The 17,509-nt window shown below is 65.9% G+C and carries 12 protein-coding genes; 5 read left to right on the forward strand and 7 right to left on the reverse strand.

Annotation, left to right across the window (positions count from 1 at the left end; all coding sequences use genetic code 11):
* Positions 1-7: 7 nt before the first annotated feature.
* The 7 genes from RSE14_RS13205 to RSE14_RS13235 form a co-directional block, all read right to left on the reverse strand.
* Complete coding sequence (locus tag RSE14_RS13205; protein ID WP_324074368.1) at positions 8-388, reverse strand: copper resistance protein CopC; 381 nt, start codon at positions 386-388, stop codon at positions 8-10.
* 19 nt (positions 389-407) lie between these two features.
* Positions 408-1,316: a copper resistance protein B gene (locus RSE14_RS13210; protein ID WP_324074370.1), complete on the reverse strand. Its 909-nt coding sequence runs from the start codon at positions 1,314-1,316 to the stop codon at positions 408-410.
* Positions 1,313-3,028, reverse strand: a complete 1,716-nt coding sequence (locus tag RSE14_RS13215) for a copper resistance system multicopper oxidase (protein WP_324076926.1) — start codon at positions 3,026-3,028, stop codon at positions 1,313-1,315. Before RSE14_RS13215 ends, RSE14_RS13210 begins: the two co-directional genes overlap by 4 nt.
* A gap of 86 nt (positions 3,029-3,114) precedes the next feature.
* Positions 3,115-4,344, reverse strand: coding sequence for an amidohydrolase family protein (locus tag RSE14_RS13220; protein ID WP_324074372.1), 1,230 nt, complete (start codon positions 4,342-4,344; stop codon positions 3,115-3,117).
* Entirely contained in the window at positions 4,344-5,654 is a 1,311-nt protein-coding gene (locus RSE14_RS13225) for an amidohydrolase family protein (RefSeq protein ID WP_324074374.1), read from the reverse strand. The genes RSE14_RS13220 and RSE14_RS13225 overlap by 1 nt, the downstream gene beginning before the upstream one ends.
* 97 nt (positions 5,655-5,751) lie before the next feature.
* Positions 5,752-6,780 (reverse strand): LacI family DNA-binding transcriptional regulator, encoded by a 1,029-nt coding sequence (locus RSE14_RS13230; protein WP_324074376.1) that lies wholly within the window; start codon positions 6,778-6,780, stop codon positions 5,752-5,754.
* A 1-nt stretch (position 6,781) separates the two neighbouring features.
* The gene (locus tag RSE14_RS13235; RefSeq protein ID WP_324074382.1) at positions 6,782-8,110 is read right to left on the reverse strand and encodes an MFS transporter; all 1,329 of its coding nucleotides are present in this window, start codon (positions 8,108-8,110) and stop codon (positions 6,782-6,784) included.
* Positions 8,111-8,293: 183 nt separating this feature from the next.
* On the opposite strand from RSE14_RS13235, the gene RSE14_RS13240 reads away from it, so the two are divergent.
* The 5 genes from RSE14_RS13240 (at position 8,294) to RSE14_RS13260 (ending at position 17,444) form a co-directional block, all read left to right on the forward strand.
* The gene (locus tag RSE14_RS13240; RefSeq protein ID WP_324074384.1) at positions 8,294-10,762 is read left to right on the forward strand and encodes a TonB-dependent receptor domain-containing protein; all 2,469 of its coding nucleotides are present in this window, start codon (positions 8,294-8,296) and stop codon (positions 10,760-10,762) included.
* Between the two features lie 106 nt (positions 10,763-10,868).
* Complete coding sequence (locus tag RSE14_RS13245) at positions 10,869-11,954, forward strand: glycoside hydrolase family 68 protein (RefSeq protein ID WP_324074385.1); 1,086 nt, start codon at positions 10,869-10,871, stop codon at positions 11,952-11,954.
* Complete coding sequence (locus RSE14_RS13250) at positions 11,954-12,811, forward strand: ROK family protein (protein WP_324074387.1); 858 nt, start codon at positions 11,954-11,956, stop codon at positions 12,809-12,811. Before RSE14_RS13245 ends, RSE14_RS13250 begins: the two co-directional genes overlap by 1 nt.
* A 129-nt stretch (positions 12,812-12,940) precedes the next feature.
* Positions 12,941-13,834 carry an ABC transporter ATP-binding protein gene (locus RSE14_RS13255; RefSeq protein ID WP_324074389.1) on the forward strand — a complete coding sequence of 298 codons (894 nt, stop codon included), beginning with the start codon at positions 12,941-12,943 and terminating at the stop codon, positions 13,832-13,834.
* 13 nt (positions 13,835-13,847) lie between these two features.
* Positions 13,848-17,444, forward strand: coding sequence for an ABC transporter permease/M1 family aminopeptidase (locus RSE14_RS13260; RefSeq protein WP_324074391.1), 3,597 nt, complete (start codon positions 13,848-13,850; stop codon positions 17,442-17,444).
* Positions 17,445-17,509: the final 65 nt, after the last annotated feature.

Below are 17,509 nucleotides of genomic sequence, written 5' to 3' on the forward strand. Positions count from 1 at the left end.
GGAGCGGTCAGGCGACCTTGAAATTGACCACGCCGCTCACCGCGTGGCCATCCTGACCGGTCGCCTTCCAGCGCACTTCATAGGTGCCTTTGGGCAGGGCGCCCGCGAGCTTCAGGGTCATGGTCTGCCGGTCTTGCGACCAGCTGGTGGTGTAATTGCGCATCAGCATTTCGCCATGGTTCGGCATGCCCGGCATCGCGGTCATGACGATGCTGACGGCGGCGCTGGCCTGATCGACCGGGGTATTGAAAGCGATCGAGACGGTCTTTGGGGCCTTGACGGTGCTGCCTTCCGCCGGAGCCGAGGACGCGACCGACACATGCGCCGAAAGCGCGGCGGGCGCTCCAAGGGCAAGAAGGGCGGCGGCAAGCAGGGCAGGGATACGCATGGGCGAAGAACTCTCCGTGTCAGAACCAGAAACGCACACCGGCAACGAAGCTCGTCACCGAAGGATCCTCGCCGCGTGCGCGGGCGAAGGTGGCGCCTTGGCCGGTGCGCCATGATTGCTCGACGCCGATATAGGGCGCGAATTCGCGTTTCAACTCGTAGCGCAGGCGTGCGCCCACCTCGATCTGGTCCAACCCTGCGCCAACGCCAAGCAGGGGGATGTCCTGCGCCGAGAGATTGGCCTCGATGCGCGGTTGGAGGATCAGGCGCTGGGTGATGCGCTGGTCGACCTCGGCCTCGATACGGGCGGTGATATCGCCCCTGTGCGAGACGAACAGGGCCGCGTCGACTTCGAACATATAGGGCGCAAGGCCCTGCACGCCGAGCGCGAGGTGGGTGGTGTCCGGCCCTGCGATATCGTGACGCAGGCCTACCTGAAGGTCCCAGAAGGGCGCAAACGCCTTGGCATAGAGCGCCTGCACCTCGGCGTCGTCGGGCGCAGCGCCCCATTCGCCTTCACCCTCGCTCTTGAACCACAGGCGCTCGGTCGGCCCGCCGTAATAGCCCTGGATATCCCATAGATAGGCATCCGTGCCCTGCCGCACCTGTGCCTCCATCCGGTCGCCCTGAAACCAGAAGACCGGAAAATCGCCGTGGGTCTTGCGCAGGTCCTCGCGTGAGGCGGCCATGGCTTCGGCGCCCCAGATCGCGTCTGCCGCGCGCGGCGGGCCGCTGCCGACCGATGGCGGTGGCGGTGGCGGGGTTTCCATGGTCGGGCCGGGGGAATCCGTCTTGGGCTGCGCGGGCATGGTGTGTCCGGCGTGCGGGTCCTGCGTCGGCGCGGGATCGTGGTGCTGGTGCCCCTCGTGGCTCTGCGCCGCGACCTGCGATGCCGCCAGCAGCGCGATCAGGCCGATGGCGTGCCTCACTTGCCCGCCTCCGGCCCCATCACCGTCACGGTCTGCATCATCCCGCCGTGCATGTGATAGAGCAGGTGGCAGTGGAAGGCCCAGTCGCCCGGCTCGTTGGCGGTGAGATCGAACTGTGCGCTCGCACCCGGCTGCACGATCACCACGTTCTTGCGCGGCTGGTGGGCGGCATCCTCGCCATTGACCAGCTCGAAGAACATCCCGTGAAGATGGATCGGGTGCGCCATCATGGTGTTGTTGACGAGCTTGACGCGCACCCGCTCGTTCCACGCAAAGCGGATCGGCACGTCATGAACCGCGGAATACATCTGGCCGTCGAACGACCACATGTAGCGTTCCATATTGCCGGTGAGGTGCAATTCCAGCAGTCGCGAGGGCTTGCGGGTGTCGGCATTGGGCTCCAACGCGCTGAGCATCCGGTAATTCAGCACGCGGTGCGGCACATCGCGCAGGCCGATGCCGGGATCGCCGAGCTTGTCGACCGGAGCCATCGAAACCATGTCGATGCCCGGGCCGGTTGTCACGTCTGGGGGCAGCAGCAGGGTGTCGCGCATCTTCATGCCGTCCATGCTGTGGCCGCCGTGACCGCCATCGCCGTGGTTCATCCCCATGTCGCCCGTGTCGAGCAGCGGTGGCGGGCGCAGTGCGGGGACAGGCGCGCGGGCGCCCGGCGCGCTCGCCAGCATCGCCAGCGCCATGCCGGAACGGTCCATGCTCTCCGCGACGATGGCATAGGCCGCTTCGGCGCGCGGCTCTACGAGCACATCGTAGATTTCGGCCGCCGCGATCTGGAATTCGTCGACTTCGACCGGCTTCACGTTCTGCCCATCGGCCGCGATCACCGTCATCGGCAGGCCGGGGATGCGCAGGTTGAAGAAGGTCATCGCCGAGCCGTTGATGATGCGCAGGCGGATGCGCTCGCCGGCGCGGAACAGGAATTCCAGCCCCTCTTCCGGCCCGCGTCCATTGGCGAGGTAGGTGTAGGTGGAGCCCGTCACATCAGCGATGTCGGTCGCGGGCATGCGCATTTCGGCCCACATCCGGCGATCTGCGGCAGACAGCTTGTAATCATCGCTCCAGCTGGTCTGCTGGTAGTTGAAGTAGCCCTCGCCCTTGCGCAGCCGGTTCATGATCGCGTGCGGATGGAGCGGGGTGTAATCGCTCAGCAGCAGCACATAGTCGCGGTCATATTCGGCCACTTCGGGGCCATCGGGCTCGATAATCAGCGGGCCGTAATGCCCCTGCTGTTCCTGCAGGCCGGAATGCGAGTGATACCAATAGGTGCCGCTCTGGCGGATCGGGAATTCGTAAGCGAAGGTCTGCCCCGGCTTGATGCCCGGAAAGCTGATCCCCGGCACCCCGTCCATGTGGAACGGCAGTAGCAGCCCGTGCCAGTGGATCGAGGTGTCTTCGGCGAGGGTGTTGGTGACATTGAGGCGGACGTTCTGGCCCTGGCGCAGCCGGATCAGCGGCCCCGGCACAGAGCCGTTGACCGCAATCCCGTGGCTCTTGCGGCCCTGCACGACGCGCGGCCCTTCGCCGACCACGAGATCGATCACCTCGCCCGAAACCTCGTCAAAACCGGCGCGGATGGGCGCGCCACCATGCTTGCGGCCGCGGTGGAGGCTGTGGCCCTGCGCCCAGGCGGGCATGGCCGCCAGTGCCGAAGCGGCACCAGCGCCGAGCATCAGCCGGCGACGGGACAGAAACATCGGGTCCATGACGTCCATATACGCAAACCTGGCCCGGTTTTCCGCAAAACCCTCGCGGAAAAAACCGGGCCGCCTTGCTCGGCCTGTTATTGCGCGGCGGTGCTCACCGGCTTGCCGTCGATCACCACGCCCACGGCGTGCGAGGCAAATTCGAAGGGATCGCCGTCAAACAGCGCGACATCCCCGTCCTTGCCGACTTCGAGCGAGCCGACGCGGCTGTCCATGCCGATCACCTTGGCCGCATCGATGGTGATGCTGGCGAGCGCGTCGTTCCAGGCAAGGCCGTTGGCCGCGGCCACGGCGGCCTCGAACAGCACCACGCGGGTCTTGGGGACGTAGCCTTCAAAGCCCGACTGGTAGGCGAAGGGAATCCCCGCCGCCTTCAGCACCGCGCCGGTGGTGAAGCTGGCGTTTTCATATTCGCCATATTGCCGCGTCATCGGCGGGTGGAGGATCACCTTCACGCCTGCCGCCTTGATCTGGTCGGTCAGGAGATAGGCTTCCGCCGCGCCGTCGAGCACCAGATCGATGCCGAATTCCTGCCCCAGCCGCAGCGCGCTCATGATGTCCTGCGCGTGGTTGGCGGTGATCATCAGCGGCAGCTTGCGCGCGAGCACATCGCGCATGGTCTGCACTTCAAGGCTCGGCGGCTTGTCGGGGCCGGCCTTAGTCTCGCCCTTCTTCACAGGCGGCTTCTCTTCCGCCTTGGCCGAGATCAGCGCCTGACGCAGCATCGCCATCTGCTTGGCACGGGTGCCGGGGGCCTTGCCGCCCTCGGCCAGCGCTGCCGGACCGAGATTGGCCGCGACCATTGCCTGCGGCACGATCACCGCCTGTTCGGCCGTGGTGCCGACGGTCTTGGCTACCAGCGTCTGGCCCGAAACCAGCGCGCCCGGACCATGCCCGGTGTGGATCGTGGTGACCCCGAAGCCGCGCAGCCACGCTACCAGCACCTCGTTGGGGTTGTAGGCGTCGATCGCGCGCAATTGCGGCTGGACCGGCGCGCTTTCGTCAAGCTGGTCCTGATCGTGCGGCTGGTTCATGTAGCCGGCAAGGCCGACGACGCTGCGCGCATCGACCAGGCCCGGGGTTACCACCTTGGCGGTGAGCACGGTCACGCCCGCCGGGATCGGCGTGCTGGCGGCGGGGCCAACCGCGACGATCTTGCCATCGTCGATCACCACCACCCCGTCGGTGATGGCAGGGCCGGCCATGGTGTGCACGGTCTCGCCCCGGATCGCGACGTCCTGGGCGTGGGCCGGGGAGCCAAGCACAACAGCGCTGGCGGCGGCGAGGAGCATTGCAGTCTTGCGCATTATTCCAGCCCCTCTTCTTCGGCCAGTTCCCAGTGGTGGTGCGAGGCGTCCATCGGGCTGCCGGCGCCATAGCCGCCGGTCGCCATGATCAGGTCTTCCGGGCGGCTGCGATCGAACAGCTTGTCGCCTTCGACCCAGGTTTCGAGAATATGGGTATAGGCCGACAGCGGATCGCCATCGAGCACGAGGAAATCGGCATCCTTGCCTGCCTCGAGCGAGCCGACCCGCTTGTCGAGCCGCAGCTGCTTGGCCCCGTTGATGGTCAGCGCCCGCAGCGCTCCATCGCGGGTCATCCCGCCGCGCACGGCAAGCCCCGCCTCGCGCAGCAACATGCGCGAATCGACGATCGCGTCGTCGGAATGGATCGACACCAGCACGCCCGCGCGTTCGAGGATCCCGGCATTGTCCATGCGCAGGTCGATCGTCTCCAGCTTGCCGCCGGGTGCATCGAGCGTGATGTTGGACACCGGCACGCCCGCCGCCGCGAGCTCGGCGGCGACCTTGTAGGTCTCGGTGCCGTGCTGGATCAGCACGTCGAAGCCGAACTCCTTCTTCAATCGCAGCACCGTCATGATGTCGTCGGCGCGGTGGGTGTGGAAATGCACCAGCCGCTCGCCCGAGAGCACTTCGCACAGCGCGTCCTTGGAAAGCTCGCGCTTTTTCTTGTCGCCCGCGCAATAGGCCTTGGCCTCGGTGAACACCTCGCGCACCAGCGAGGCCGATTTGGCGCGGGTGCCGGGGAAGCCGCTGCGGCCCATCGGGTTGGTGCCGTTGGCCATCTTCATGCCGCCGATCGCCGCGCCGTTCTTCATCTCGAAGGCGATATCCTCGATCGTGCGGCCGCGGCGCAGCTTCATGTAGAAGGTCTGCCCGCTCATCAGGTGGCCGGAGCCCGGCATGATGTTGACCGTAGTGACCCCGCCCGCGCGCGCCTTGCCGATGCTGGAGGCGAGCGGATCGATCGAATCCATCGCGCGCACTTCGGGCTGGATCGGGCCGGAGCCGTCCGCACCTGCGACCTGGCCGATATGCGAGTGGGTATCAACGATGCCGGGCATGATCACGCGGCCCTTGGCCTCGATCCGTGTCGCATCTGCGGGCACGGCGACATCGCTGCCGACCGCGAGGATCTTGCCGTTCTGGATCACCAGCGTGCCGTTATCGATCGGCTCGCCCGCCATGGTGAGGATGCGCGCGCCGGTAAAGGCAATCGCACGCTCCTGAGCGGCGGCGGGGACGGCTGTGCCCCCGATGGCGGCGGCAATGGCGACGCTGGTCAGCCACTGCGCCTTCGACTTCGTTTGGATCACGAAGCGTCTCCCCTGTTGTGTTGCTCTCATCACCGCCTGTCCTAGAGGGCGCGGCGCGCAGCGCACAAGCGAAAAGGGTGCAACAATCGGGGAGTGATCAGGCCGAGTGGCGGATCACCAGTTGCGGGGGCATGACAAGGCTCTCGGTCTCCTCGCCTGCGAGCCGGCGCAGCAGCAGTTGCACGAGGCCGCGCGCGCCGCCGGCAATGTCCTGCCGGACAGTGGTGAGCGGGGGCACGGTCTGGCGGGCGATGGGCAGATCGTCGAAGCCGACGAGGCGGATGTCCTCGGGCACCCTGAGGCCGCGAGCGCGCAGTTCGGTGAGACATAGGGCCGCGAGGGTATCGGTGGCGGCGAAGATCCCGTCGACGCTGCCCGCCACCCGGCCAAGATGGCCCGCGATCTCGGCGCTGGCGCGGTCTGGCGAAAGGTGGGTGGGCAGCGCAGTGATCGGCACGCCCAAGCGCACGGCGACATCCTGCGCCCCCGCAAAGCGCGCGGCAAACTCCATCGGGCCGGTATCGCCGAGGAAGGCAAGGCGGGTGGCGCCCGCCGCGATCAGGCGCTCGGCGGCAAGGCGGCCGCCCAGGCGGTTGTCCGTCCCGACCACGCAGTGGCGCTGGCCTTCGGTGTGATTGCCCCACACCACCATCGGGCGATAGCCGTCGGCCACCTCCTCGATCCGTTCGAACTGGTCGGACTGGCCGATCACGATCACCCCGTCGATCATGCCCGAACCGATGAAGCGGTCGAGCCAGTCGGCATCGTCCTCCGGCACCACGCGGCGCAGCATCAGGTCGTAGCCTTCGTTGGTGAGCTCGTCGGCAAGGAAGCCGAGCAGGGTCATGAAGAAGCTGTCGGAAATCTGCTGGCGCGCGTCGTGGCCGAGCGGGATGACCATGCCGATGACGCCGGTCTTCTGGCGCCTCAGGCCGCTCGCCATCTGGTTGGGACGGAAGCCGTGTTCGCGGGCGATGGCCTCTATTTTCTCGCGGGTCTTGGTGTTGACGAGGCTCTTGCCCGCCAGCGCGCGGCTGACCGTGCCGGGCGAGACGCCGGCAATCCGCGCCAGATCGGTGATGGTGCGCACCGATCCGCGCGTGGTCCGCTCGTCATCTGTCGCCATGCTATCCCGTCACCAGCCCCTCGGCGCGCGGTGTCCTGTGTCCGGCGTCCACCATCAGCGTAGCCAGAGCGCCCGCCAGCATCAAGACACCTCCCAGCATCAGCACATGGCGCGGGTCGCCGCCCAGCAGCGGGCGGTAGATCAGCGGCATGGTGAGCGTCTGGATCAGCATCGGGATGACGATGAAGAGGTTGAAGATCCCCATGTAGATGCCGTTGCGTGCCGGGGGAATGCAGTCGGCGAGCATGACATAGGTGTTGCCCATCATCCCCGCCCAGCCGATGCCGATCCCCAGCATCAGCGCGAACAGCGCGAGAGGCGTCGATGCGCCCGGGATCAGCAGCATGGCGATGCCCGAGGCGGCAAGGCACACCGCGTGAGTCTGGCGCGCGCCGAAGCGGCGCACCACCGGGATCAGCGCAAGCGCGCCCAGAAAGGCGACGAAATTGTAGAGCGCGCCCGCCTGCTGGGTGGTGAGGGTCGCCGCGCGGAAGGCGGCGCTGCCCGCATCGCTGGTGTTGTACATCGTGCGGCCCACGGCATAGGTGATGTACTGCCAATAGGCGAACATCGCATACCACTGGCACAGCATGGCGCCGGCGAGCTGCTTCATCGGGCGCGGCATCTCGCGGATCGCAGCGCTGATTTCGGCGAGGGTCGCCGCCGCGGTGAGCGGCTTTGCCGCGAGCTCGGCCTGTTCCTCGTCAGACAGCGGCAGCTCCGGCACCCGCCACACCGACCACACGATGGTGGAGATCGACAGGATCGCGCCGATCACGAAGGCAATCCGCACGATCACCGGAATGCCGTTCGCATCCAGCGCATCGCGCGCGACGAGAGCGGTCAGCAGGCTGGGCGCGAGATAGGACAGGGTTTGCGCAAGGCCGGTGAAGGCGCTCTGGGTGAGAAAGCCGGTCGAGCGCTGCTCGGGGGCGAGCCGGTCCGCCACATAGGCGCGGTAGGGCTCCATCGTGATGTTGTTGCCCGCATCGAGGATCCACAGCAGGCTCGCGGCGATCCACAGGGCGCTCGAATAGGGCATGGCGAATAAGGCGAGGGTGCAGATCACCGCGCCGATCAGGAAATAGGGGGTGCGCCGGCCCAGCTTCGTATTGGTGCGATCACTCATCGCGCCGACGATCGGCTGGATGATGAGGCCCGTCATCGGCCCGGCCAGCCACAGGAGCGGCATGGTCGCCTCGTCCGCGCCGAGGAAGCCGTAGATCGGCCCCATATTGGCCTGCTGCAATCCGAAGGAGAATTGCAGGCCGAAGAAGCCGATATTCATCTCGATGATTCGCAGCAGCGAAAGTCGCGGCTTGTGCGACATGGGCTATCCCTTCCAGCAATCCTGTCCCGTATCATGGTCTAAGCCATGCTGTGGCGCAGAAGTGACACGTTTCCACGCCATTTGCAAACGATTGCAAGATTCCTGTTGCAATCGTTTGCAAGAAAGCTACGCAAAGCCCCGTCGTCGCCACAGAAGCGCGAATTCCTAGAGGGAGAGTCAGTCATGAAATTGCGGACCGCGCTTTGCGCAAGTGTAGCCCTGTGGAGCCTGGCAAGCCCGGCTCTGGCGCAGGATGAAGTGGCAACCGACGCCGCGGCCGAGGCCGAAGGCAGCGAAATCATCGTCACCGCCGTCGCCCGCGGCCAGAACCGGATCGAAAGCTCGGTTTCGGTCAGCACCATCGGGGCCGACGCCATCACCAATCTCGGCGCGCCGTCCTCGGCCGACCTCATCCGCCAGATCCCGGGCATCCGCTCGGAAGCATCGGGCGGTGAAGGCAACGCCAACATCGCCGTGCGCGGCATCCCCGTCTCGACCGGCGGCGCGCGCTACATCCAGCTGCAGGAAGACGGCCTGCCGATCCTCGAATTCGGCGACATCATCTTCGGCAATGCCGACAACTTCCTGCGCGCCGATCGCTCGGTCGCCCGCGTCGAAGCGGTGCGCGGCGGTTCGGCCTCGACCTTCGCCTCCAACGCCCCGGGCGCGGTGATCAACTTCATCTCCAAGACCGGCGAGACCGAAGGCGGCGCCATCCAAGGCAGCGTCGGCCTCGATTTCGAAAGCTACCGCCTCGATTTCGATTACGGCGCCCCGATCGGCGATGATCTCAGCTTCCACATCGGCGGCTTCTACCGCACCGGCGAAGGCCCGCGCGACATCGGCTACAACGGCTATGACGGCGGCCAGATCAAGGCCAACATCACCAAGCGCTTCGATGGCGGCTATGTGCGCCTGTCGGCCAAGTATCTCGACGACAAGACCCCGACGATCCTGCCCCAGCCGGTGTTCGTGGGCGGCACCAACGCCAACCCCGATTACAACGCCATCCCCGGCTTCAACCCTCGCACGGACGCGCTTTACAGCCCGTTCCTGACCCCGCAGGTCACGCTCGACGGCAACAACAATCCGGCCTCCTACGATTTCCGTGACGGCCTTTCGGTCAAGAGCCTCGCCTTCGGGATCGAGAGCGAAATCGACGTCGGCAGCGGCTGGACGCTGACCAACCGCTTCCGCTTTGCCGACAATTCGGGCAGCTTCCAGTCGCCCTTCCCGGCGAGCGCGGGCGCAGCGCAGGGCATCGCCAACGGCATCGGCGGCGCGGGTTCAAGCATCGTCTTTGCCAGCGGCCCGAATGCCGGGCAGACCGCCAACGCGGCCACCATCGGCGGCAACGGCCTGCTGACCAATGTGGTGGTGTTCAACACCCGCCTCAACAGCCTCGACAACGTCACCAACGACTTCCGCGTCAACAAGACCTTCGACATGGGCGGCGGTTCGGCCAACTTCACCACCGGCTTCTACCTGTCGCGGCAGGACATCAACACCGACTGGCTTTGGACCAGCCATGTCCAGACCGTGCAGGGCGACGGGCAGGCGGTGCTGGTGGATATCCGCAATGCGGCCGGCCAGCTGGTCACCCAGAACGGCACGGTGGGCTTCGGCGCGACCTTCTTCGGCAATTGCTGCCGCCGCAACTATGATGTGGCCTACAGCACCTATGCGCCCTTCGCCTCGCTCTCCTTCGAGCTTGACCGCCTGACGCTCGACGCCAGCATCCGCTATGATTTCGGCGATGCCAGCGGCACGATCACCGGTTCGGACAGCGGCTTCGGCATCGGCGTGGGCCGGTTCGACTTCAACAACAACGGCACGATCAGCACCGCCGAAGCCCAAACCGGTGTCCTGCCGCTCGGCTCGGCGCGTCCGGTGAACTATTCGTTCAATTACTTCAGCTTCTCGCTGGGTGCGAACTACCTCCTCACCGATGATCTGGGCATCTTCGCGCGTTACAGCCAGGGCGGCCGCCACACGGCAGACCGCAGCCTGTTCTCGCCCGCCGTCAGCACCACCGACGGCAGCCTGCCGGGCGGCGATGCGGGTGTGGTTGCGCGCGTCGATCAGCTCGAAGCGGGCGTGAAGTACCAGTCGAACGGCCTGTCGCTCTACGCCACCGGCTTCTTCGCCAAGACCGCCGAGACCAATGTCGAACTCGCCCCGCTGGAGCTGTTCGACACCGAGTACGAGGCTTTCGGGATCGAGCTTGAAGGTGCCTATCGCACCGGCAACTTCACCTTCTCGGGCGGGGCAACCTGGACCGACGCGCAGATCAAGGACGCGCTTGATCTGACGACCATCGGCAACAAGCCGCGCCGTCAGGCCGATCTCGTCTATCAGGCGACCGCGCAGTACGACACCGATGCCTTCACGCTGGGTGCCAACATTGTCGGCACCACCGACAGCTTCACCCAGGACAGCAACCAGCTGAAGCTGCCGGCCTTTGCGCAGGTCAACGCCTTCCTCGCGTTCCGCCCTATCGACCGGGTCGAGGTCGGGCTGAACGCCCAGAACCTGTTCAACGCCGCCGGTTTCACCGAGGCGGAAGAAGGTTCGATCCCGGCCAACGGCATCGTGCGCGCGCGCTCGATTGCCGGCCGGACGGTGCTGGCTTCGGTGCGGTTCGACTTCTAAGGACCGCTTGCCGAACATCAGGGCTGGCCGCCAACTCCCCCCGGCGGCCAGCCATTTTTTCCGCCAGCCTTTTTTCACGCCGCACAAACTGGGATCGACTGCTGTCATGACAAGCGTCTGGAGAGCCGAGCACGTGGGCCGGGTGTCGCCGGGTGCGGGGAGCCTGATCCCGCCGGTGATTTCGCCCGATCGGTCCGAGCTCGATGCCGGACGGCTCTATTGGGACATGTGGCCGGTGCAGGACGAGACTGGCCACGGCGTGACGCTGGGGGGGCGCGAATTGTGGATGGCGCTGACCGCGCCCGATCGCGGCGATCCGGCGCTCAGGCATTTCGAGGCCAAGATCCATCTGATCGAACGGCGTTCGGGCGCGTGGTTCGATCTCGGGCCGGTGCTGCCTGACATGGCGGTGCCTTACGAGCGCGAATGGGCCGGCTCGGCGCTCTACCGCGACGGGGTGATGACGCTGTTTTTCACCGCTGCCGGAACTGCGGCGCGCGCAGGCGGCTACCAGCAGGAGCTGTGGGCGACCAGTGCAGCGGTTTCATCGGACGGTTTGCCTGGCACTTGGTCGGCTCCTAGCGCGCTTATCGCAGGCTATGAGCCTTACTATATGCCGGCCGATGCGCATGAGGGCGAGGCCGGAAAGATCAAGGCATTCCGTGATCCGGCGTGGTTCCGCGATCCCGCCGATGGCAGCGAACATCTCGCCTTCACCGCCTCGCTTGCCGGCTCTGCGAGCGCTTTCAATGGTGCCTTTGGCCTTGCGCGCAAGGTCGGCCCAGACTGGGTCTTGACCCCCCCTTGCCTCCACGCAGAGGGGGTTAACAACGAACTTGAGCGCGCGCATCTGGTGTTTCACGCGAAACATTACTACGCCTTCTGGTCGACCCAGACGGCCACTTTCGCACCAGGCCTCGGGCATGCGCCGGGGGGGCTTTACGGGATGGTGGCGACATCGATGCAGGGTCCGTGGGAGCCTCTGAACGGCAGCGGGCTGGTGCTCGCCAATCCCGCCGATCGCCCGCTCCAGACCTATAGCTGGTTTGTCGATGCCGATCTCAATGTGTGCAGCTTTGTCGACATGCTGCCCGATGGCAGCTTCGGCGGGGTGCCCGCGCCGCTGCTCAAGCTGGAGCTTGACGGCAACCGGGCGAGCATCCGCGCTAGCGCGCCGGAGAGCGCAGCCTGATGCTGGGCGCGATCGAGGCAGGCGGCACCAAGTTCGTGCTCGCAGTCGGCCCGTCGCCGCATGAAATCACCGTGCGCCACACCATTCCCACCCGCGATCCGGAAACGACGCTGCCCGAGGCCGCGCAATGGTTCGCCGCGCAAGGGACACTGACCGCGCTCGGCATCGGCAGCTTCGGGCCGGTGGAGCTAGACCGCGCATCGCCCCGCTGGGGCTTCATCACCAACACGCCGAAAGCCGGCTGGGCGGACTGCGACATCGCCGGCTTCTTCGGCAAGGCGCTGGGCGTGCCGGTGGGCTTCGATACCGACGTCAATGCAGCAGCCCTCGCCGAGTATCGCGCCGCAGCGCCCAAGGGCTGCCGCAGCCTGGCCTATCTCACCATCGGCACCGGGATCGGCGGCGGGCTGGTGCTGGACGGACAGCCGGTGCACGGCATTGCTCACCCCGAAATGGGCCACATCTTCCCGCGCCGCGCTGCCGAGACCCGCGAGTTTGCCGGCATCTGTCCGCATCATGGCGATTGCCTCGAAGGGCTGGCGAGCGGCCCTGCGATCATCGCCCGCTGGGGCGCGTCGCTCTCCGAGTTGGCGCCTGATCACCCCGCCCACGGGATTGTCGCCGACTATGTCGCGCAGGCCTGCCACACACTCTTCGCCACTATCGCGGTGGAGCGGGTGGTGATCGGCGGCGGTGTGGCCAAGACCGCAGGGCTGGCCGAGCGGATCGCGGCCCGCACGGCGCAGCTGGGGGCAGGCTATCTCCCCGGCGGCACGCGCCACCGCGTGCAGTCACCGGCACTGGGCGAGAACGCGGGGATCACCGGCGCTATGATGCTGGCCGAGGCGCTCGTCTGACAGCATCAACCGCCGTTTCGCATCGACGAACGGCGGCACTCTCGATCAACTGCTTGGCCGCGCCGCCGAAGGTGGCTTTTCCTGCTGACGGGAACCGCTAGTGTGCGCCTGTCAAAACAGGGGATTACCATGCTCGAACTCAGCGGCGTCAGCCATGTCTATCCGAACGGCACCCACGCGCTCGACAATGTGACTTTGTCGATCCCCAAAGGGATGTTCGGCCTGCTGGGGCCCAACGGCGCGGGCAAATCGACGCTGATGCGCACCATCGCCACACTGCAGGCGCCGACGGCGGGCTCGATCCGCTTCGGTGATATCGACGTGCTGGCCGAGCCTGATCGCCTGCGCCGCACGCTGGGCTATCTGCCGCAGGATTTCGGGGTCTATCCGCGCATCTCCGCGCAGGCGATGCTCGATCACATGGCGGTGCTCAAGGGCGTGTCGAACGCCTCCGAGCGCAAGGCGATGGTCGAGCACCTGCTGAACCAGACCAACCTTTGGGCCGTGCGCGGCAAGGCGATCGCGGGCTTTTCGGGCGGGATGCGCCAGCGCTTCGGGATTGCGCAGGCGCTGATCGGCCAGCCCGAACTGATCATCGTCGACGAACCCACCGCGGGCCTCGATCCGGAAGAGCGCAACCGCTTCCTCAACCTGCTGGCGGGCATTGGCGAGAACGTGGTGGTGATCCTGTCCACCCACATCGTCGATGACGTGGCCGATCTGTGCCCGCGCATGGCAGTGCTGGCGGGGGGCAAGCTACGCCTTGAAGGTGCGCCGCATGATCTCATCGCCTCGACCAAGGGCCGCGTCTGGCAGAAGACCGTGCCGCACACGCAGCTTGCCGAAATGCAGGCGCAATACGAGGTGATCTCGCACCGCTTCTTTGCCGGCGAGATCGTGGTCCACGTGCTCGCCGACAGCCAGCCCGAAGGATTCGCGCCGGTCAGCGGCGGGCTGGAGGACGTCTACTTCGCGACGCTGGCCGAAACCCGCCGCGCCGTTCCCGCCCAAGCCGCAGCCTGAGGGGGAGGGGCCAATGCTGACTGCTCGCCTCGCAGCCTTCGAGCTGCGCTACCAATTGCGGAACCCGGTGTTCTGGGTGTCCGTCGCGATCTTCTTCCTGCTCGGCTTCGGCCTTGCCGCCAGTGACAATGTCAGCTTCGGCTCGCCCGGGGCGGTGCATGAGAATTCGCCCTTCACGGTGACCTTCGCGCTGGGGCTGTTCGCCACCTTCTACCTGTTCGTCATCACCTCCTTCGTCGCCAATGCTGTGGTGCGAGATGATGCCACCGGCTTTGGCCCGATGATCCGGGCGACCCCGGTGGGACGGACGAACTTCCTTGCCGGACGGTTCATCGGCGGCCTCGCGATCGCGACTCTGGGCTATGTCGCAGTGCCGCTGGGGATTGCGGTGGGATCGGCCATGCCGTGGGTCGATCCCGAAACCGTCGGGCCGGGCGGCTTCATGACCTACGCCTGGCCGTTCCTGGTGATCGCGGTTCCCAACCTCATCCTCTCCTCGGCGCTGCTGTTCAGCCTTGCCACGGTGACCCGTTCGATGCTGGCGAGCTATATCGGGGTGATGGTGCTGGTGCTGGGCTATCTCACCATCAACATCATTGTCTCCAGCGATCCCTCGTTGCAGGACACCGTCGCGCGCTACGAGCCGCTGGGCGTGGGCGCGATCGGCGAGGTTTCGCGCTATTGGACGGCCGCGGAGATGAACAGCCGGGCGATTCCGCTCGAAGGCAATCTGCTGTTCAACCGCATCTTCGTGCTGGGCCTTTCGGCGGTATTCCTGGCCTTCGCCTGGGCACGCTTCAGCATGACCGAGCGTGCGCCCTCGCGCTGGCGCCTGCGCCGTCTTGCCAAGCAGGCGGCCAAGACAGCCAAGGCCGGCAGCGTGCCGGCGCGCACACTCACTGCGCCAGTGGCGCGCAGCTTTGGCGCAGGCCATGCCTGGGCGAGCTTCGGCGTGCGTCTGAAGGCCGAGGTTTTGCAGGTGCTCAAGAGCCCCGGCCTCATCGTGCTGCTGCTGCTTTCGCTCGCTTTCACCGGCCTCAACCTGGCCTTCTCGCAGACGACATACGGCACCGCGTCCTATCCGCTCACGGCCGGGGTCATCACCACGGTGATCGGCTCCATGAGCCTGTTCACCCTCATCGTCGCGGTGTTCTATGGCGGCGAGCTGGTGTGGCGCGAGCGCGATGTGAAGATCGGCGAGATCATCAGCGCCACGCCGGTTCCCGCATGGGCCATGTTCGTGCCCAAGATCCTCGCGATCTTCACCGTGCTGCTGGCCATGTCGCTGTCGGGGATGTTCACCGGGGTGCTGTACCAGCTGGCCAAGGGCGCGCCGGATATCGACTTCGGTCTCTACCTCGTGTCCTTCGTCCTGCCGCAGAGCATCGATCTGCTGCTGATCGCTGTGCTGGCGGTGTTCTTCCAGGTTCTGAGCCCCAACAAATATATCGGCTGGGGGATCATGCTGGTGTGGTTCGTGAGCCGCATCTTCCTGTCGAACCTCGGCTATTCCAACATGCTCTACCTGTTCGGCGGCGGGCCGGGCGAGCCGCTGAGTGACATGAACGGCACCGGCGACTTCTGGGTCGGCGGGCTGATCGCGCGTGGCTACTGGGGCTGCTTCGGCGTGCTGCTCCTGGTGCTGTCGCACTGGGCCTGGCCGCGCGGCACGGTAGTGGCGGTGCTCCCGCGCCTCAAGGGCATGGGCAAGCGCATCAACCTTGCCTCGGGCAGTATCGCGCTCGCCGCGGTGGCGGGCATGGTCGGCACCGGCGTGGTGGTCCACAACAACATCAAGGTGCTCAACCGCTACGAAACCGAAGACGAGAGCGAGCAGCGCCTTGCTGCCTACGAACGCGCCTATCTCAAATACGAGAACCTGCCGCGCCCGGTGGTGACCGACGTCGCCTTCGATGTCGAAATCTTCCCTGCCGAGCGCCGTCTGGTCGCCAAGGGCAATTACATGCTCCGCAACGACAGCGGGGTGCCGATCACCGAGCTGCACGTGCGGCAGGGTGACGAGAACGTCACGTTCAGCCGGCTCGACATCGCAGGCGCAAAGCTTGCCAGCCATGACAAGCGCTTTGCCTATCGTATCTACCGCTTCGCGACGCCGCTCGCCCCGGGAGCGAGCACGCGGCTCGATTTTACCTCCGAGACATGGCGTCGCGGCTTTGCCAACAGCGGGGCGGCGACCGACGTGGTCGAAAACGGCACCTTCGTGAACAACAGCGTGTTCGCGCCGATCATCGGCATGGACCGCCGCGGGCTGCTGACCGATCGCACCGCGCGCCGCCGTCAGGGCCTGCCCGACGAGCTGCGCACCGCCAAGCTTGAAGACACCGCGGCACAAATCCGTAACTACATCGGCGCCGATTGGGTCAATTCGCGCATCACCATCAGCACCGATGCCGATCAGGTGCCGATTGCGCCGGGCAACAAGCTGTCCGACGAGGTCAAGAGTGGCCGCCGGGTCGCGGTGTTCGCCAGCCCCGCGCCGATCCTCAACTTCTTCTCGGTGCAATCGGCCCGCTATGCCGAGGCCAAGGACAGCTTCGGCAACGTGCAGCTCTCGGTCTATCACGATCCGCGCCACGCGTGGAACGTGCCGGCGATGCTGAAGGCGATGAAAACCTCGCTCGGCTACTTCACCGCCAATTTCGGGCCCTACCAGTTCGGCTATGCGCGGATCATCGAGTTTCCGGGCTACGACAGCTTCGCGCAGGCCTTTGCCGGGACGATGCCCTATTCGGAAAGCATCGGCTTTGCCGCCGATGTGCGCGATCCCGAAACGATCGACTATGTGTCCTATGTGACCGCGCATGAGCTGGGCCACCAGTACTGGGCACACCAGATCGTGGGCGGCGACATGCAGGGTTCGACCCTGCTTTCGGAAACCCTCGCGCAGTATTCGGCGCTGATGGTGATGAAGCAGCTCTATGGCGAGGACAAGATCCGCCGCTTCCTCAAGTTCGAGCTCGATAGCTACCTGCAAGGGCGCAAGGGCGACGTGCTGGGCGAACAGCCGATGATCCGGATCGAGAACCAGTCGTACATCCATTACCGCAAGGGCAGCCTGGTGATGTACCTGCTGCAGGAGCGGCTGGGCGAGGACGCGGTCAACCGTGCGCTGTCGCGCCTGGTGGCGAAGTTCCGCTTCAAGGGTGCGCCTTATCCGCGCAGCCTCGATCTGATCGCCGAACTGCGCAAGGAGGCGAAAACGCCCGCGCAGCAGGCGCTGATCAGCGATCTGTTCGAAAAGATCACGATCTATGATCTGAAGGCCAAGGCGGCGACCACGCGCAAGCTTGCCGATGGACGCTGGAGCACCCGCATCACCGTCGAGGCGGGCAAGTTCTATGCCGACGCGAAGGGAGGCGAAACCCCGACGACGCTGGCCGAGAACATCGAGATCGGCCTGTTCACCGAACGCCCGGGGCAGGGCGCCTTCGAGCGGGCCAATGTGCTCTCGATGAAGGCCATGCCGGTGCGTGCGGGCAGTCAGGTTATCGAGGTGGTGACCGCCAAGAAGCCGCTGTTTGCCGGGATCGATCCCTACAACTTCATGATCGACCGCAATTCGGACGATAATGTGATCGAGGTGGAATAGCCTCCAGAGCACTTTCCGGCCACTCCGACCCGCTCTGACGGAGCCGATTTTGGCTCAGCGCAAGG

The sequence above is a fragment of the Erythrobacter sp. genome (assembly GCF_035194505.1).
Lineage (GTDB): Bacteria > Pseudomonadota > Alphaproteobacteria > Sphingomonadales > Sphingomonadaceae > Erythrobacter.